Origin of the sequence: Streptococcus sp. 27098_8_148 (assembly GCF_041432105.1) — a bacterium.
GTDB lineage: Bacteria > Bacillota > Bacilli > Lactobacillales > Streptococcaceae > Streptococcus > Streptococcus parasanguinis_AE.
The window spans coordinates 1-17532 of record NZ_JAPVYY010000020.1; the positions used below are offsets into that span (position 1 = coordinate 1).

The following is a 17532-nucleotide window of genomic DNA, read 5'->3' on the forward strand; positions in this document are numbered from 1 at the left end:
CCAAACCAAGGAATGCTTCCAAATTGGCTGGCACAATACAAGAAAAATGGGTATACTATTGTTGAGAAAACAAGAGGGAGAGCACCTAAAATGGGATGCAAGCTAAAGAAGAAATCTGAAGAAATGACAGAGTTAGAACGTCTTCAAGCAGAAAATGAATACCTGAGAGCGGAGAATGCCATTCTAAAAAAGTTGAGAGAACTCCGATTGAAGGAGGAAAAAGAGAAAGAAGAAAGACAGAAATTGTTCAAGAATTAATCACTGAGTTTTCGTTAGATATTCTTCTAAAAGCCATTAAACTCGCTCGTTCGACCTACTATTATCACTTGAAACAGCTAGAAAAACCAGATAAGGATCACAGGCTTAAAGCTGAAATCCAATCTATTTTTACTGAACACAAGGGAAATTATGGCTATCGTCGGATACATTTAGAATTAAGAAATCGTGGTTCTGTAGTGAATCATAAGAAGGTCCAACGTCTGATGAAGGTCCTTGGTTTAAGTGCTCGTATTCGTCGTAAACGGAAGTATTCTTCATACCAAGGAGAGATTGGTATGAAAGCAAACAATCTTATTCAACGCCGGTTTGAAGCTTCAAAACCAATGGAAAAGTGCTACACAGATGTGACAGAATTTGCCATTCCAGCAAGCAGCCAAAAGCTCTATTTATCACCAGTATTAGATGGTTTTAACAGTGAAATCGTCGCTTATAATCTTTCAACTTCACCAAATTTAGAACAAGTGAAAGCTATGTTAGACAAGGCCTTTACTGAGAATCATTACACAAATACAATTCTCCATAGTGATCAAGGATGGCAGTATCAACACCAGTATTATCATCGTTTTTTAGAGGATAAAGGAATTCAACCGTCCATGTCACGTAAAGGAAACAGCCCAGACAACGGCATGATGGAATCCTTCTTTGGCATTTTGAAATCGGAAATGTTTTATGGTTACGAGAATACATTTAAGTCACTTAACCAATTGGAACAAGCTATTGTAGACTATATTGACTATTACAACAACAAACGAATTAAGGTAAAACTAAAAGGACTCAGTCCTGTGCAATACAGGACTAAATCCTTCACTTAAATTATTTGTCTAACTTTTTGGGGTCAGTACAATTTTGTCCAACCTCTTTTTCTGCCTGTCAAACAAGCAGGAGCTTTTATGTATTTTCTTTCTTGGTAAATCCTGCTAGACCGATCGAAGCGACTAGTAAAATTTGCGGTAAGAATTGGATGAGGTAGCGGGTCTTCCCACCTTCAAAGATGGTTAAGAAAAGCAAACCACCAAAGACCGCTAAGGAAAGGAAGTTAAAATCATCTGTATCTCGACGTTTGAGATAAGCTCCAACCAAACCAGCCGATAGGACGATCCAGATCAGCTGCTTGACAAATTCATAATACTTGTACTGCGGTCGATCAATGCTGAGGAAATAGGTCCGCACCCATTTTGCCAAACCATTATTTTTAGTCAGAGGTGCATATAGAGGATTGATAAAAGGCGTCTTCTCATACTCTACATCTCGGTAAAGCCAACCGAGGGTCCCTTCTGCTACCGTCAAGGATTGCTTGTAGTAGATATGCCCGATCAAACCGAACGGTCCGTATTCCTTGAGCCGGCGTTTGATTTCTTTGATCACATTTTCTTTTTTAAAGAGGCCATTGTTGTAATCCGAGCGCTTATCCTCATCGATATAGGCCAACAAGCCTTCTTTCATATCTTCTTGGTTGTGCCCCATATCTGTCAAGCCCAGATTGATAAACAAGAGCGGTCCTTTTGCCAGCCCTTCTTGTTTCAAGATCGGTACAACTGTTTGATGATTGACCGCTGTATTCAATCCTGCAAAGACAAAGCCCGTCGTCAAGACCGTCACCGTAGCAATCTTTCCAAAGGCCTTCCAATTTCCTCTGAAAAAGAGCACAGCCCAAAAGGCAATCATGACAATAATCGTCGTTGGACGGATCAACATGGATACGCCAGATAAGATCCCCAAGCCAACAATCTTCTTCCAGGAGACTGCTTGATCTTCCTTTAATAGATCCAAAGCCCACCATAACTGAAGAGCGATCAAAGGAAGTGGCGGAATGTCCGTATACATGGAATAGAAATAAGGCGAGTAACAGATCAAGCTCACATAGAAGAGATAGACCAGATCAGCCGTTTTTTGATTGAAATGCTTCTGGGACAGCTTGTACAAGAGGACTGCACCCAGATTGACATAGAGGATATTGAGAGCCTGCATGACCCACAGACCGCTAGAGCCAAATAAGACATAGAAAAACTTCTCGTAAAGAAAGAGCGGAATGTTATTGGGATTGCGACTGAGGTAGTTAGTGATAGAGGATTGCTTAAGAAGATCAAAAGCCCCTTTGAAAACAACCGCAGCATCCCGACGGATCAAGAGCTCCGCACAGACCATAACGATCAACTGAAAGACAACCGCTCCAAGCAAGAAGCCTTTTTTATGCCGAGTCAACCAAGCAAAGGCACTCTTTAGCCCATCGCGTTTCAGCCAGGCTAGCAGAAATAGCAACCCAGCACCTAAAATGGCTAGCCATGAAATCTCTCTCAGATAGGTCACACTGATCAAGAACCAGTGGACCATCACTAGCAACATGACAACATGAAGCATCCCAAATAGAATACGTTTACTTTTCGATAACATAGCTCCATTATATCAAAAAAACAGCATTTCTGCTGTTTTGGACTGACTATCAACTGTAAAGTGAAAAGAAAAGTTGTTCTAAAATGTAATTTATAAACATACTCATTTTATCGAAGCAATTTTTAACTCTTAACCTTAACTAACAGACCTAAAATACTAGAATTAAAATACATAATAATACAAGATAAATTCCAACCGTTAGAATCATTCCGATTTTATAGAAACCGACTAAGCCAGCATATCGTTCGACAAAACCGATCTGTGGGTCGACTGGATTATAAAAGACTGTCATAGGAGACCCGATTGGGAATATCATCCGCAAATCCAGATTTTTGCCGGCTCCAAGAACATAGGTTCTATCGAAAACATTGGTTTGTCTTGACTTAGAAGAAGTCTCTCTGAAATAAGCGTAGGTAAAGGTCTTTTGGTATCTTTCGCCCCCAACTTGATACTCCACCACAGGCAGGGAAATAAGCAGTTGATTTTTGGAATCAAAAGCAACTACTTCTCCCAGAACTTTTGCGGTTGATTCTGTTTTCACTTTTATTTCACGACGATACAAGGTGTAAAAGATGAGCAGCATGATCAAGAAAACAAGGCTCAGAATGCCCAAGCTAAGCCAGAATATTGTTACTGTCATTGATTTTTTTACCCTTTCACATAAACTAGTTGGTTTCAAATCCCTTGAAAAATTTTTATTCTCCCCTTTTCAACCAATTCTGTTGCTGCGCTTTTTCTGCAAAATCTTTTGCTTTGTTTATATCTAGTGAATTTGAATCTGATGGAGCATTGGATTCAATCTCTTCTTTCAATTCTTGTAAAGTTTGAACATCTTTCGGGGTTAAATTAGAGACTGTGCTAGATTCTTTTTCTGTCGAACTTTCTGGCACAGACTGGATCTCGCTATTAGTTTTTATTACCTCAGTTCCTACATCCGTTTTTGGAGCTGGTCGGTATAACATGAAGAATCCAACAATTACAATGATGAAAGATAGGATTGATATCCCATTTCGTTTTTGAATTTCTTCCTGAGGAATTTCTACTCCTTTTGTTGATAAATTCTTCCATTCTGGATGTTCCTTCTCAGCTGCTTTTTTCTCATAAAAGAAAGGTGCAATCAATGACCGATTGATGAAGGTGAGAGTTCCAAGACAGGTTATAAAAAAGGGCACTTCACGAGAGTGGCTAAGCAATATCTGAATATAAAATACACTAGCAATTATACCTAGGACGATAATAATTGTAAATCTAATTTTAAATTCCTTCTTCATTTGCAAATAATGTTCTTTTGTCATCTTATTCTCCCTTAAAAATAGTTTTTCCTTCATCCATAAAAACAATTACTACTATCATACCGGATTTTACTTTGAGATTCAAGTTAATCACCAACTAGTGAAAAGAGTATAAAAAAGAAGCGTTAGAAACGCTTCCGTCCTATTATTTATCTTGCCAAGTTTCTTGGTTTTCCTTGAAACGGTGTAACAACTCTAAACCTTCAGAAGTGATGTAACCTTGTTCTTCTGCTAAATGAATCAATTCTGTGTAGTTAGACAAGGTTTCAAGTTGAACGCCAGCTTCCGCAAATTTCTTATCGGCTTTCTCCAATTGGTAGGTGAAGATGGCAACCACACCAAGAACGTCCGCCCCTTCACGCTTGGCAGCTGCGACAGCATCCAAGACAGATCCACCAGTAGAAATCAAATCTTCCACTACGACCATCTTTTGACCTTGTGGTACACGGCCTTCAATTTGATTTCCAGCACCGTGGTCTTTTGGTTTGCTACGAATGTAGGCAAATGGCAAATTCATCTTGTCCGCAATAATGGCTCCGTGAGGAATCCCAGCAGTTGCTGTACCTGCAATCACTTCCACTTCAGGGAAAGCTTCCTTGATTTTATCTACAAATCCATTTTCGATCAAGGTACGAGTTTCTGGATAAGCGAGGGTTACACGGTTATCGGTATAAATTGGGGACTTGATCCCAGATGCCCAAGTGAACGGTTCTTCTGGTTTCAAATAAACCGCTTCGATTTTCAAAAGATGGCTAGCAATATCTTTAGCTAATGACATGACGACTCCTTTTTACGATTTTAATCATATACGAATTAAATCAATCATTGATTTAAACAACAACTTTACAGGTTAGTGAACGCGTTAGGGAAGGTCCAGTAGGACTTCCCGTAGAGCTACAAAATTTTCACTTTTAGTAGCAATTAGTGTTCCGACGATTATGAGAATAAAACGATACTTTTTATTCTCATAATCTAGTGAATAGTTTAGGGAAGGCCCTATCGGGCTTCCCGTAGAACGTCTTGAAGCACAGCTTCTTAGACGTTCTTAACTATTCCATTGTCTCTTAATTTCATGGTAAGCATCCCATGGGTTTTCTGCTTGGATAATTGGGCGTCCAACGACAATATAGTCAGATCCAATTTTATGAGCCTCTTGTGGGGTCATGACCCGTTTTTGGTCGCCGATTTCAGCTCCAGCAGGACGAATCCCTGGTGTGACACAGACAAAGTCTGACGAAGTGGCATCTTTGATCAAGGCTACTTCATGGGCTGAGCAGACAACACCATCCAAGCCTGCTTCTTGGGCCTTGCGAGCATAATTGACTACTGATTCTTGGACTGTTGTTTGGATGTTTTGGCAATCACGCATGTCTTCTTCACTGGTAGAAGTCAACTGGGTCACGGCTACCAATTTAGCTCCTTCACCAAGAGCTGCCTTAGCTTCGCGCATCATCTCCACACCACCGGCTGCGTGGACCGTCACCATATCTACTCCGAAAGTCCCCAGTACGGACATAGCTGATTTGACTGTATTTGGGATATCATGCAATTTTAAATCAAGGAAAATACTGTGTCCAAGCCCTTTGAGGTAATGTACAATTTCAGGACCAACTGCATAGAAAAATTCCATTCCGATTTTTACAAATAATTTTTCGTCTTCTGGAAAATGCTCTAAAAAATTTTTGACATCCTCGAAAGCTGGGAAGTCAAGGGCGATAATAGGACGTTCTTCACGCATGGATTACTCCTTTTTTGATTGATCATTTTGTCTACAAAAAAACCTTGCCCGAGGCAAGGTTACACGAAAATTAGGTAGGAACAACTACCATGATTCACCGTCTAGACCTTAGGAGCCTCTCTGGACTGCTTTAAAGGTTTTTATTTATTGTAGTACGATATTTAGGAAAAGTCAAGGATTTACAGTAGATTTTCCCGTACATGTTTTCGGAAGTTCTCAAGGGTGTCAATACCATAGCGATCCATGACCTGTGGCAGATCTTCGATGATGCTTGGACAAGCATAAGGATCAGTGAAATTAGCGGTTCCAACTCCAATCGCAGAAGCCCCTGCAATCATCATTTCAATGGCTGCTTCGGCTGAATCCACACCTCCCATTCCGATAATCGGAAGTTTAGTGGATTGGGCAACCTGGCGGATGAGTTTTAATGCAACTGGGAAAACGGCTGGACCCGACATGCCTCCGGTTCCATTGGCAATGATGGGCTTACCAGTCTTGAGGTCAAAGCGCATCCCAACTAAGGTATTGATCATGGTTAAGCCGGTCGCCCCTGCATCCTCTGCTGCTTTTGCGACCTGCGAAATGTCTGCCACACTAGGCGTTAACTTGACATAAACAGGGACTGAGGACGCTTCTACCGCTGCTTTCACAGCCGCATAGGCCAACTCAGGAACCTGCCCGATTAAGAGACCATTGTTCCCATGGTCTACATTTGGACAAGAAATATTGAGTTCAATCGCTTTGACATTTGGCGCTTGAGAGATCTTGCCTGATACCGTCGCATACTCTTCGTTGGAGAAGCCAGCTACATTGGCAATAATCGGTAGGTCTGGATAATGTTGGGCCAACCAAGGAAGTTTCTCTGCTAGGACCACGTCTACGCCTGGATTTTGGAGCCCAATAGCATTGAGCATGCCTGCAGGCGTCTCAGCGACACGTGGCGTTGGATTACCAAAACGAGCCTCAGCAGTTGTCGCCTTGATCATGATGGATCCAAGCAGGTCTAAGTCATAGTATTTAGCATATTCCTGACCAAAACCAAAACAGCCAGATGCCGGAATGATGGGGTTTTTCAAGTCTAAACCGGGTAAGGATACCGCTAGTCGATTTGCTGTCATAAGGTCCTCCTACATCACAATCGTACCGGTTTCAAATACCGGTCCATCTTCACACACGCGCTTATTGGCTGCTTGGCTTTCATTTTCCAGATGCACCACACAGGCGTAGCAAGCCCCCATCCCACAAGCCATACGGGATTCCATGGAAATGTAGGCGCGGGGATGGTCATGAAACTTGGTATTGACATATTTGAGCATGCCAGGTGCTCCACAAGAATAGATAGCGTCAAACTCCTGGTCCATCTGATCAATAACCGACGAGACATAGCCCTTGGTACCATAAGATCCATCGTCTGTCGTTACAGTGACATGAGCCACCTGAGAAAGCTCTTCTTCCAAAATGACGGCTTCTTTGGTCGCAAATCCGACAACCACTTCAACTTCTACCCCTTGCTCATGGAGTTGTTTGGCCACTTGGACCAAAGGAGGAACACCGATCCCGCCACCGATGATCAAGGCTTTCTGACCTTGGCCGAGATTGGTGAGATCAAAGCCATTTCCCTGAGGCCCCATCACGCTTAGTTTGCTACCGATTGGCAATTGGGAAAAGATAGCTGTCCCCCCACCTTCGATGCGGTAGATCAAGCGACACGTCTGTGTCTCAGGATCAATCTCAGAAATTGAAATCGGACGGCGAAGGAGCTTGGCCCCATCAGGGACTCGGATATGAAGGAATTGACCTGGTAGCATCTGCGCCACCATTTCCCCCTTCAAGATCATAGAATAGATGCGGGGAGCTATCTCTTCTTGAGCGACCAGCTCCATCTCCTCCATCATGATTTTGCCAAAGCGTTTTTTACAACTGTCACTGACCATTGATATCCTCTTCTTTCTTTCAGCAAAAAAGACCTCGCAAAAGCAAGGCCCTACAAATGATCAGCTAGACACCGTCCGCTGATCTTTTTTCTGTCTTTCCTTGCAGGCCTCTCTGGACCTCTTAAAGGTTAAATTTGTCTCATTATATCGCGCTCCTTGTCACTTGTCAAGTAGAAATCGGTGACTTAGGAAGCTTTCTTGGGATCAAAATCTTCTGGAATCGGCTTGATGTATTGCATAGCGATTCGGTTCTCGGGCTTACGATCGACTAGATAAAGAACCAGTAAAAAGAGCCATTCCAAGGGTTTCATCAGATAATAGATCAGGTCCATAGCCCATTTCTTCTTGATATGTTTGGCAAAGGGATAGCCATAGCGGTCATAATTGCGACGCAAGAAGCGATGGAATCGTGGCGTCTTTTCTTCTAGCACCTGTTCAAAGGCATTGGCAATACAGAGCTGGCGATTGACAACGACTGGATGACCGTGGCGGACGCCCATCCGCTGGGGCTTGACAACATTTTCATGGCCGCCAGCCGCAACCGTACAGAGATAGTGCTCATCCATGATGAGATTCTGAGGAGGGATCTTCTGTGAGAAGGCCCAGTCAGCTGTATTGGTCCAGGCCTTGATCATGGAATCCGGTTGCTGCCCAAAGAGCATGAGAACAAGGACAACAAGGGCAAGGGTTGGAAGAGCGACAAGGACCGCTAGCCAAGGCCAGTTACGCGACCGATTTAAGAGCTGATGGAGCCATTGAAGCAGACGATTCTCATAGCTTATCTCTGTTCGATCTTCCTGCCACTCCTTAATGCGAACCCATAAGAGATAGATGGAATAGATCAGTAAGAAAAAGGTGTGAAAACTTGCTACCTGCAGTTGATTATCGAAAACTAAGAGAAGAACCACACCTCCTAGAATGCCACTGATGCAGAAGACATTTGCTAACGGCGAGAGTGAATTCGCATCTCTGTAGGAATAAATAATCAAAGCTAGTAAAGTAAGAGCTGCCAGTGTGAAGAAGGTCGGATAGGCGCCAGACCAGATCAAAGCATGCTTCTGAGAATTGACCAAACTCTCACTCCAATCGTAAAAGGTCATCTCCTTGACGATGCAAATGAAAATCGCTTCGAGAAAGCAACCAAAGAGACCAAACCAAAGAACAATGGTAGGCTGTTGCTTTTTCTCTTTGACAGGCTTAGGACTTGATGTTTCAATTGTGAATGTATCCTCTTCTATCAGTTCTTCGCCCTTTACTGGCCCTCTATCCTCAAACAGTTCCGGATCTTTGGGAGCTTCTTCCTCAGCTTCTTTGAACTGGAGGCTGGACCACCGGCCGATCCCATAAATGATGACAAAAATATTGGGAACAAAGAGGGCAATGGTTAGACCGTAGGGTAAGATCTCCATCGTGAAGGCAATGATAGCCCAAACACTAAATTGAATGAATGGATCCTTTATTGCATAGAACGACTCACTAACAATAAAATAAATGTAAAAGGCCAATAGAATCAAAGCATTGGTCACAAAATTGATCTGCAACAGACCGGCTGTGAAATGGCTTTCCAATTCCTTATCCTTTTTCTTATACCAGGAAACGAGTTTTTTCATAAGATCTCCTCAATCAATTTTTTACCATTCTATCAATCAGCTCACCCCTTAAGCAAGGCAAAACTGTATTTTTCCATCAAAATCAGTCCCCAGATGGAGATTTTGTTTCCAATTTTCTATTTTTTAAACATTTGATCCAGCCTACTTCCTATTACCTCCCTCGGCCTGTCTTATTCTCTGATACAGTCCTTGAAAGACCACATTTTACGGGAAAAACGCGCTCTTTTATGTTAAAATAAAAGCATGAGAATACAACAATTACAATACATTATCAAAATCGTCGAAACCGGCTCTATGAATGAGGCCGCAAAACAACTCTTCATCACGCAACCTAGCCTTTCCAATGCAGTCAAGGACTTGGAAAATGAGATGGGAATTGAAATCTTTATCCGGAATCCTAAAGGGATCACTTTGACCCGCGATGGGATGGAGTTCCTCTCTTATGCCCGCCAGGTGGTGGAGCAGATCGACCTCTTGTCCGAGCGCTATAAAAATCCTGTGGGTTCTCGTGAGCTTTTCAGCGTCTCTTCACAGCACTATGCCTTCGTGGTTGAGGCCTTCGTTTCACTATTGAAGAAAAGCGACATGGAAAAATACGAGCTCTTCCTACGGGAGACGCGGACTTGGGAGATCATCGATGACGTCAAGAATTTCCGAAGCGAAGTTGGCGTACTCTTTTTAAATAGCTACAACCGGGATGTCCTCTCTAAGATGCTGGATGATAATCACCTGATTGCCACCCACCTCTTTACAGCGCAACCTCATATCTTTGTCAGCAAGAGCAATCCTCTTGCCAAGAAAGAGATCGTTCACTTATCTGATCTGGAAGATTTCCCATACCTTAGCTATGACCAAGGAACCCACAACTCCTTCTACTTCTCAGAAGAGATCCTCTCGCAAGAGCATCATAAGAAATCCATCGTCGTCAGTGACCGAGCGACTCTCTTTAATCTCTTGATCGGTCTGGATGGCTACACCATTGCGACCGGGATTCTCAACAGCAATCTCAACGGAAATAACATCGTCTCCATTCCCCTTGATATCGAAGACCCGATCGAGCTGGTCTACATCAAACATGAAAAAACAGCACTCTCAAAAATGGGAGAAAAATTCATCGAGTACTTGCTTGAGGAAGTGAAGTTTGATAAATAAAAAAGGAGGCTGGGACAAAAGTCCTAGCCTCTCAATTATTTTTGGATTGTCGAGCAAGACGCAGTGGTTGAGTGGGCTCTACTACGCTGATTTCATCAGCTTTTACAGCCCTACTCAACTGTGCGGAGGTGGGACGACGAAATCGAATTCTAACGAATTACCGATTTCTGTCCCACTCTCTTTTTATTGTCTTAATTGTGAAAATACTTCTCCAATCTTTCCTTCGATAACTAGGTCTGCTTGCTTGTCTTGAGGGATACTGGTCTTATTGATGACAACCAGCTTCTTCCCTTGGAAATACTGGATCAAGCTAGCTGCTGGGTAGACCACGAGAGAGGTTCCGCCGATAATCAGGAGATCAGCCTCTTGGATGGCTTGGGCTGCTTGGCTAAAGACCTCCATATCGAGAGGCTCCTCGTAGAGGGTCACATCAGGTTTGACAACCTTGCCGCAGTCCAGACAGTGTGGAACCGGGCCTTCCAAAGCTAGAAAGGCCTCCAAATCATAAAATCGCTGGCAACCCGTACAGTAATTGCGGTCGGCACTGCCATGAAGCTTCAAAACTTTTTTAGAACCAGCCATTTCATGGAGACTATCGATATTTTGTGTCACCACTGCCTTGAGCTTACCGGTCTCTTCAAGCCGAGCCAGATACTGATGGGCAGCATTGGGCTTGGCATCTGGGTAGAGTAGGTATTTCTTGTAAAAGTCGAAAAAGTCCTCTGGATAGCGCTCAAACATGGTATGGGAGACCAATTGCTCAGCTGTCAAATGCCGCCCTACCTGAACGCTATAGACACCGTCTGAGCTTCGAAAATCTGGAATATTTGACTCCGTGGAAACTCCTGCACCACCGAAAAAAACGATCCGTTGACTCTGGTCAATCATCTCCTGTAATTGAGCAATCTTATCCATCTACTTCTCCTTTAGTAGCTCTTCCATCACAGCATTGGCCTGATCAAAATAAAAGTTAGCTTGATCATAATGAATTCCTGTGTAGCTTGCAAGGTCAATCAAATTCTTCATAAAATCCTGAGAAGAGAAACCCGTCGTCCGATGGAGCTCTTCTTCATCAAAGGGCTTGATCAAGTGAGCCAGGGGGTTGCGAACTGATTTTTCTAACTCCCGCAATTGTTGGGCCGCAACTTTGACGCTATCTGGCAAATCCAACTGCACAATCAACTCCGTCAAACTGGACGAATTGACCACACTTTCGCTGTGGAATTGCTGCAGGATAGGATTGTCGGACGCATGCAGGCTCTCAAACTTCCAACGGTCATAACTGGACTCTTTGGAGTTATGAATATAGTTTGTAATATCAGGAATTTTCAACTGAATCAATCGCATAAAAATCCGGTAGATGGCTGGGCTAACGGCACGAACAAAGTCGATAATCTGTTCATTTCTCAACTTCGCTTCGAGATCATAAAGGTAGTTGGCCAACTGTTCATTTTCTGGATTTTCATGCCAAAAAAGCTGAAAACCAGTCGCTTCTAGCAACTCGGTTCTCAACTTTTGATTCATGACGGGTTGGATATTGAGCTCTCGACGCTCCGCCATTAACTGCAGTAAGCTCACCAACAAATCCGGTACTTCTTCCTGCTGCTTGATAGAGCGCAGAGCCCGGCTGTAGTGATAATTTTGGAGATCGTAGAGCCATTCATCATGAAGGAATTTTGCCATTAGTCTGCAATCAAGGTCTCAAGACCGACTTTCATCATGTCTGTGAAAGTATTTTGACGTTCTTCAGCAGTTGTGTCCTCATCTGGATTGACCAAACTGTCTGAAATAGTCATGATCGCAAGCGCATCGACATGGTGTTGAGCAGCAAGATAATAAAGAGCTGCTGCTTCCATTTCTACAGCTTTGACACCCCATTTACCAAGCTCGATATTCTTTTCACCATAGTTTGAATAGAAAACATCTGATGACAAGACATTGCCGACGTGAGTCGTCATGCCAAGGTCTTTGGCAATGTGGTAGGCCTTGTCTAAAAGATCAAAGCTAGCGATTTGTGGGAAATCGTATTGAGGCCAGTCGTTACGGATGATGTTTGAGTTGGTTGCAGCAGCTTGTGCCAAGACCAATTCACGAACATGCACATCCTCATTCAAAGAACCAGCCGTTCCCACACGGATCAATTTCTTCACGCCGTAGTCGACAATCAACTCACGCGCATAAATAGAGATCGATGGCATCCCCATTCCAGTACCCATGACAGAAACACGGTGACCTTTATAAGTACCCGTGTAACCAAACATGTTACGGACTTCGTTGAAGCAAACAGCGTCTTCAAGGAAATTCTCAGCAATAAATCTCGCACGAAGAGGATCCCCAGGAAGAAGAATTTTATCAGCAATTTCACCCTGCTTAGCAGCAATATGGATAGACATAGTTTATGATACAAAGAGCGACCAGAAAGCGACTGAAAATTAGGAATCTGACGAGAACTCCTGATTTCTCAGTCAGATTATCTATTTTCCGAGCTTTCCGCTCGTGTTCAAATCAGAACACATGCTCTACCTTTCTTTTTAATTTATTTTGTTAATGAATCCAAAAATGCGTAGAGTTTGGCATTCATTTCTCGATAATCGTAAGCACGAATGTCTTCAGGTTTTTGAACAAAGGTCAGGTTTTGGCTTTGTTCTTCCAAAACAGTTTCACCGTCAGCAGCAATCAAGAGATCAACTGCTTCTGGATCAAATTCTAAGTGAGCTTGGAAGGCATAGTGTTTCGGACTAAAGCGGATCATCTGACGTGGACACCCTTGACTAGTAGCAAGAACAACAGCATCTTCTGACAATCCGGGCATATCGCCATGCCAGTGGCCGGTTTCAAACGTTTCTCCAAACTCACCGACATGTGGATCTGTGAGTCCTTCAGGCGTCAAGGTCACAGGATAAACCCCAATCTCACGCTCAGGACTGTGTTCATACTTTGCTCCATAGGCAACAGACAGGAGCTGGGCCCCCAGACAGACCCCAACAATATAACGATCAGCCTTCATGGCTTTTTGAATCAGTTCAATCTCTGCCTGAGGATCGTAGTATGGAAAAGCTTCTCGATCTTCATCTGGCGATTGAGGTCCTCCCATGACGATCAAAAAGTCAATCTCATCCACTGTCTCTGGTAGGGCTTCGTTCTCATAGACTTTGGTCGTGGTCACCTGATGGCCACGCTCCTGTGCCCATTTTAGATAAGCACCCGGCACTTCAAAAGTTTCATGCAGTACAAAATGTACCTTCATCATTTCTTCTCCCATCTCTTTCGAATCACATAAGATAGACCAGCTACAAGTACAAGCGGGATTGTCAAACTCCAAGCTTGGCCAGTAAATCCAAGACTCAGGGCAATAGCTGTCAGAGGAGCATCTAAGGTCGTTCCTAAAAAGACGGTCGCTCCAAGTAACATCCCTATAGCTGGATCTAGATGAATCCCAAGAACTGTCAAAAGCAAGGTCACTAGATAGCCAGATCCAATCCCAAGGGCAAAGGATGGTGTCAAGGTTCCCCCATAGGCACCATTGCGCAAGAGGAGATAAACCAGAAGTCCCTTCACTGCAAGAGCCAGTGGAAGATAAGGAATCGACTGGCTAGACAAGAGGGCTTGCGCTAGTACCTGGCCATTTCCCATAAAGATGGGGAAAAAGGCTACTAGGCTCCCCAGCACTAGAAAGGCTAGAGGAAGAGCCCAAAGAATCGTCATATCCTTCCGCCGTTTGTGACTAGCTCGCTTGGCGAGGAAAGCAAAGACCAGAGCCAAGGGAGTGACCAAGAAAGCAATCACAATAGCCTGTAAGAAGCCGCTAGCCGACCATGAAACTGCGGACAGGTGATAAACGGCTCCCTGACCAACGATGGGCTGAGCGACCCAGGTGGCCAGATAAGTACTGGTCAAAACCAGTAGATAGTTCTGCCAACTGAAGGCGAGCCCTAAGGTCTCAAAGACAAACAAGCTACTGGCAAAGGGAACCTGATAGACCGCAGCTAAACCAGCTCCAGCTCCACAGGCGATCAAGACTTTTCGCTCTTTGAGAGCTAGTGAGAATCCCTTCGCCAAGCGACCAGCTAGAAGAGCCCCGACCTCACGTGGGGCTCCTTCTTTTCCGACCGATGCGCCTGCTCCAACAATTGCCACCTGCATCCCTGCATGAAGGAGGTGGGCTAAGGGCGCTGGTTCCCTGTCTCCAGCTAAGTCAATTTGCTGACGAATAGACAGGATCTGATAACGCCTTTGCAGGACATACCAGAAGCCAGCTGCCAAGCACCCAGTCACACACAAAACCAGAAATCTACGGAGACCTCCAGCTTCTTGAAATTGCTGGAGCAAATTGGAACTAGCTTGGCCAAAAGTCAGCTCTTGCACCCCTTCTAGTAGATAATGACAGGCAATTCCGACCAGGCCCGTCCCAATCCCTAATGATAAGGTGGCTAGAAGCAACCTCAGTCCGTAGGGCAGCCTTTGGAGTCGTACTTTCATTGGATTAGAGTTCAGCAAGGATCGCTTTTAGTAAACCTTTGAAGTCGTCTTTGACGCGCTCTGTCACTTCTACTACTTCTTCGTGGTTGAGCTCTTCTTGGAAACCAGCCGCAAAGTTGGTAATACATGAAATACCAAGAACCTTCAAGCCAGAATGCGCTGCAATGATGACTTCAGGAACGGTTGACATACCGACAGCATCTGCACCAAGAGTCTTAAACGCACGGATTTCAGCTGGAGTTTCGTAGGTAGGACCAGTCACACCGATATAAACTCCATCATCCAATTTGATACCCAATTTGTCAGCTACTTTATGAGCTGTCTCACGGTATTCAGGTGTATAAGCTTTTGACATATCTGGGAAACGTGGACCAAAGTCATCCAAGTTTTCACCGATCAATGGGTTTTGACCAGTCATATTGATGTGGTCTGTGATAGCCATCAAAGTACCTGGTCCATATCCGATACCACCAGCAGCGTTGGTAACAAGAACCCCTTCACATCCCAAAACTTTCATGACACGAACTGGGAAAGTTACCACTTCTAGTGGGTTTCCTTCGTAGAAATGGAAACGTCCTTGAAGGGCCAAAACCTTACGTCCAGCAAGATCACCGTAGACCAATTTACCCGCATGGCCAACAACCGTTGAACGACCCCAGTTTGGAATTTCAGAGTAGTCTACTACGACTGGATTTTCGATTTCTTCAGCCAGTTCTCCAAGACCTGATCCAAGGATCAAGCCAAACTCAGGTGCTTCCATTCCTTTGCCTTTCAAAAAAGCAGCTGTTTCATTGATTTTTGCTAATAATGTCATTGCATATCTCCTTTATGATTTCCTTAAAAATTGGCCAATTTTGTCAAATGTATTGGCATTGCGAATGGTCAACAGACGGTAATCCGGCATCTTGAGGACTTGTCTGTGGTAAGCTGTCTTAGTATAGGTCTCTTCTGAGTATTTGCCCCAGTAGATCCCTAAATTCCCACGATGGATGATTTCATCACCGAGCGAAAAAGAGGAGACCAGCTCCCAGACAGCATCCTGATTGAGGTCTTCTGTGTAAAAGAGAACATCCTTGCGGGCCAGATCCTCCTGCCACCAGGCTGGTATAGCAGCGAGATCTTGCGCATAGTCCTCAGCTGAAAAGAGAGAAAAAGACTGGATAAAGGGATAGCGATCACGAAAGAAATGTCCCAGCAAATCTACCAATTCTGCTTTAGAAGCAGCAGATTCAAAGAAGATATTGCCACTATTGATGTAGGTCTCTACCCCATCCAGCCCGATCGTTTGGAGCTCCTCTCTAAGCTCTGCCATCATGACCTTGTTTTTCCCGCCAACATTGATCCCTCTTACGAGGAGAGCGAAGCGTGTCATCTTAGTTCAATTTGTCTAAGAAGCTTTCACCGATCATGGCTTTTTCAACACCAAAGTTCTCTGCAATTGTTGCAGAGATATCAGAGAAATGTCCGACTGGAATCACACCATTGCCCTTGAAGGATGGGCTATAAGCCAAGAATGGGATGTATTCACGCGTATGGTCTGTACCAGCGTAGGTTGGGTCATTCCCGTGGTCTGCAGTGATCATCAAGAGATCATCTTCACGCATAGCTGCAATAATTTCTGGCAAGCGTTCGTCAAATTCATGCAAGCAATCGCGGTAGCCGTGAGCATTGCGACGGTGACCGTAAAGAGCATCAAAGTCTACCAAGTTGGTAAATGAGAACCCTTCTTGGAACTCAGGAAGTCCCATGGTCTTAATCAAGGTATCCATACCGTGGCTATTTGATTTGTTGTGGCCCATATCGTGGTTGATACCAGCTCCGTTGAAGATATCGTTGATCTTACCAACTGCATAGGTATCAATACCCGCTTCGTTCAACTTATCCAAAACAGTTGGCGCAAATGGTGAAACAGCTAAGTCACGACGGTTGGCTGTACGTGTGAAGTTTCCAGGTTCCCCAACATAAGGACGAGCAATGATTCGACCAAGAAGAGCTGGACGTTCCAAAGTGATGGAACGAGCGTATTCACAGATACGGTAGAGTTCATCCAAAGGAATGATGTCTTCGTGAGCTGCGATTTGAAGCACAGGGTCTGCTGATGTATAAATGATCAACTCGCCAGTTTCCATTTGACGTGGTCCAAAGTCATCGATAACCGCTGTACCAGAATAAGGTTTGTTGGCTTCACGGATGACCTTACGTCCTGAGAATTCTTCAATTTTAGTCAAAATTTCTTCAGGGAAACCATTCCAGAAAGTATCAAACGGTTCTGTAATGTTGAGCCCCATGATTTCCCAGTGACCAGTCATGGTGTCTTTCCCAAGAGAGACTTCTTGCAATTTTGTCGCATAACCAGTTGGGTTGCTTTCAGCTGGCACAGTCTTCAATGGTACTTCACGAGGAATATTTCCAAGACCGATTTTGGCCATGTTTGGTACATTCAAACCGACGGTTTTAGAGATGTGTCCCAATGTATCAGATGCTCCATCTGGAACTCCTGCATTGACAAAGTTATTGGCATCTGGTGCAGCACCGATCCCAACTGAATCCAGCACAACTAAGTGCATGCGTTTAAATTTTGACATATACTGCCTCTTTCCTTTATTAAACTAGCTATATTATACCATATCCCTATAAGAAGAGAGCCGTTCTTTGAT

The 17532-nt window shown here is 43.9% G+C and carries 17 protein-coding genes and 1 pseudogene; 2 read left to right on the top strand and 16 right to left on the bottom strand.

From position 1 onward, the window contains the following. Positions 1-1091, top strand: a pseudogene (locus tag O3646_RS10330) (IS3 family transposase); the annotation flags it as partial. 76 nt (positions 1092-1167) lie between these two features. Here O3646_RS10330 and O3646_RS10335 read toward each other — a convergent pair. The 8 genes from O3646_RS10335 to O3646_RS10370 all read right to left on the bottom strand — a co-directional run bounded on the left by O3646_RS10335 (position 1168) and on the right by O3646_RS10370 (position 9244). After that, a complete protein-coding gene (locus O3646_RS10335; RefSeq protein WP_195189821.1) occupies positions 1168-2670 on the bottom strand; it encodes a glycosyltransferase family 39 protein in 1503 nt (500 codons plus the stop codon). Between the two features lie 148 nt (positions 2671-2818). After that, positions 2819-3310 carry a DUF3592 domain-containing protein gene (locus O3646_RS10340; protein ID WP_023917987.1) on the bottom strand — a complete coding sequence of 164 codons (492 nt, stop codon included), beginning with the start codon at positions 3308-3310 and terminating at the stop codon, positions 2819-2821. A gap of 55 nt (positions 3311-3365) precedes the next feature. Next, a complete protein-coding gene (locus O3646_RS10345; RefSeq protein ID WP_070586150.1) occupies positions 3366-3965 on the bottom strand; it encodes a hypothetical protein in 600 nt (199 codons plus the stop codon). Between the two features lie 142 nt (positions 3966-4107). Beyond that, entirely contained in the window at positions 4108-4740 is a 633-nt protein-coding gene (gene pyrE / locus O3646_RS10350) for an orotate phosphoribosyltransferase (protein ID WP_023917983.1), read from the bottom strand. A gap of 267 nt (positions 4741-5007) precedes the next feature. Next, positions 5008-5700, bottom strand: coding sequence for an orotidine-5'-phosphate decarboxylase (pyrF, locus tag O3646_RS10355; protein WP_013903499.1), 693 nt, complete (start codon positions 5698-5700; stop codon positions 5008-5010). Positions 5701-5879: 179 nt separating this feature from the next. Then, positions 5880-6818, bottom strand: coding sequence for a dihydroorotate dehydrogenase (locus tag O3646_RS10360; protein ID WP_023917981.1), 939 nt, complete (start codon positions 6816-6818; stop codon positions 5880-5882). 9 nt (positions 6819-6827) lie between these two features. Further along, positions 6828-7634 (bottom strand): dihydroorotate dehydrogenase electron transfer subunit, encoded by an 807-nt coding sequence (locus tag O3646_RS10365; RefSeq protein WP_023917979.1) that lies wholly within the window; start codon positions 7632-7634, stop codon positions 6828-6830. Between the two features lie 185 nt (positions 7635-7819). After that, a complete protein-coding gene (locus O3646_RS10370; RefSeq protein ID WP_371610845.1) occupies positions 7820-9244 on the bottom strand; it encodes a DUF6688 family protein in 1425 nt (474 codons plus the stop codon). A gap of 243 nt (positions 9245-9487) precedes the next feature. Between O3646_RS10370 and O3646_RS10375 the strand changes: the two genes are divergently transcribed. Then, the gene (locus O3646_RS10375) at positions 9488-10396 is read left to right on the top strand and encodes a LysR family transcriptional regulator (protein WP_031575788.1); all 909 of its coding nucleotides are present in this window, start codon (positions 9488-9490) and stop codon (positions 10394-10396) included. Between the two features lie 183 nt (positions 10397-10579). On the opposite strand, the gene O3646_RS10380 is transcribed toward O3646_RS10375, so the two are convergent. From O3646_RS10380 to O3646_RS10415, 8 genes are all read right to left on the bottom strand, one after another. Continuing rightward, on the bottom strand, positions 10580-11311 hold the full coding sequence (locus O3646_RS10380; RefSeq protein ID WP_031575784.1) for an NAD-dependent protein deacylase: 732 nt from the start codon (positions 11309-11311) through the stop codon (positions 10580-10582). Then, on the bottom strand, positions 11312-12079 hold the full coding sequence (locus tag O3646_RS10385) for a hypothetical protein (RefSeq protein WP_031575783.1): 768 nt from the start codon (positions 12077-12079) through the stop codon (positions 11312-11314). Continuing rightward, entirely contained in the window at positions 12079-12789 is a 711-nt protein-coding gene (gene deoD, locus O3646_RS10390) for a purine-nucleoside phosphorylase (protein ID WP_070594533.1), read from the bottom strand. The genes O3646_RS10385 and deoD overlap by 1 nt, the downstream gene beginning before the upstream one ends. 143 nt (positions 12790-12932) lie before the next feature. Continuing rightward, positions 12933-13646 (bottom strand): type 1 glutamine amidotransferase, encoded by a 714-nt coding sequence (locus tag O3646_RS10395; RefSeq protein WP_070594532.1) that lies wholly within the window; start codon positions 13644-13646, stop codon positions 12933-12935. After that, complete coding sequence (locus O3646_RS10400; protein WP_229042367.1) at positions 13643-14875, bottom strand: chloride channel protein; 1233 nt, start codon at positions 14873-14875, stop codon at positions 13643-13645. The genes O3646_RS10395 and O3646_RS10400 overlap by 4 nt, the downstream gene beginning before the upstream one ends. Before the next feature lie 4 nt (positions 14876-14879). Further along, entirely contained in the window at positions 14880-15689 is an 810-nt protein-coding gene (locus O3646_RS10405) for a purine-nucleoside phosphorylase (protein WP_155169134.1), read from the bottom strand. Between the two features lie 12 nt (positions 15690-15701). Beyond that, the gene (locus tag O3646_RS10410) at positions 15702-16247 is read right to left on the bottom strand and encodes a DUF1697 domain-containing protein (RefSeq protein WP_214259588.1); all 546 of its coding nucleotides are present in this window, start codon (positions 16245-16247) and stop codon (positions 15702-15704) included. 1 nt (position 16248) lies between these two features. Further along, positions 16249-17460, bottom strand: coding sequence for a phosphopentomutase (locus O3646_RS10415; protein ID WP_003003757.1), 1212 nt, complete (start codon positions 17458-17460; stop codon positions 16249-16251). Between the last annotated feature and the right edge of the window lie 72 nt (positions 17461-17532).

Coding starts and splice junctions, on each gene's coding strand:
- O3646_RS10335 (WP_195189821.1), bottom strand. CDS start 2,670: ATGTTATCGAAAAGTAAACGTATTCTATTTGGGATGCTTCATGTTGTC.
- O3646_RS10340 (WP_023917987.1), bottom strand. CDS start 3,310: ATGACAGTAACAATATTCTGGCTTAGCTTGGGCATTCTGAGCCTTGTT.
- O3646_RS10345 (WP_070586150.1), bottom strand. CDS start 3,965: ATGACAAAAGAACATTATTTGCAAATGAAGAAGGAATTTAAAATTAGA.
- pyrE (WP_023917983.1), bottom strand. CDS start 4,740: ATGTCATTAGCTAAAGATATTGCTAGCCATCTTTTGAAAATCGAAGCG.
- pyrF (WP_013903499.1), bottom strand. CDS start 5,700: ATGCGTGAAGAACGTCCTATTATCGCCCTTGACTTCCCAGCTTTCGAG.
- O3646_RS10360 (WP_023917981.1), bottom strand. CDS start 6,818: ATGACAGCAAATCGACTAGCGGTATCCTTACCCGGTTTAGACTTGAAA.
- O3646_RS10365 (WP_023917979.1), bottom strand. CDS start 7,634: ATGGTCAGTGACAGTTGTAAAAAACGCTTTGGCAAAATCATGATGGAG.
- O3646_RS10370 (WP_371610845.1), bottom strand. CDS start 9,244: ATGAAAAAACTCGTTTCCTGGTATAAGAAAAAGGATAAGGAATTGGAA.
- O3646_RS10375 (WP_031575788.1), top strand. CDS start 9,488: ATGAGAATACAACAATTACAATACATTATCAAAATCGTCGAAACCGGC.
- O3646_RS10380 (WP_031575784.1), bottom strand. CDS start 11,311: ATGGATAAGATTGCTCAATTACAGGAGATGATTGACCAGAGTCAACGG.
- O3646_RS10385 (WP_031575783.1), bottom strand. CDS start 12,079: ATGGCAAAATTCCTTCATGATGAATGGCTCTACGATCTCCAAAATTAT.
- deoD (WP_070594533.1), bottom strand. CDS start 12,789: ATGTCTATCCATATTGCTGCTAAGCAGGGTGAAATTGCTGATAAAATT.
- O3646_RS10395 (WP_070594532.1), bottom strand. CDS start 13,646: ATGATGAAGGTACATTTTGTACTGCATGAAACTTTTGAAGTGCCGGGT.
- O3646_RS10400 (WP_229042367.1), bottom strand. CDS start 14,875: ATGAAAGTACGACTCCAAAGGCTGCCCTACGGACTGAGGTTGCTTCTA.
- O3646_RS10405 (WP_155169134.1), bottom strand. CDS start 15,689: ATGACATTATTAGCAAAAATCAATGAAACAGCTGCTTTTTTGAAAGGC.
- O3646_RS10410 (WP_214259588.1), bottom strand. CDS start 16,247: ATGACACGCTTCGCTCTCCTCGTAAGAGGGATCAATGTTGGCGGGAAA.
- O3646_RS10415 (WP_003003757.1), bottom strand. CDS start 17,460: ATGTCAAAATTTAAACGCATGCACTTAGTTGTGCTGGATTCAGTTGGG.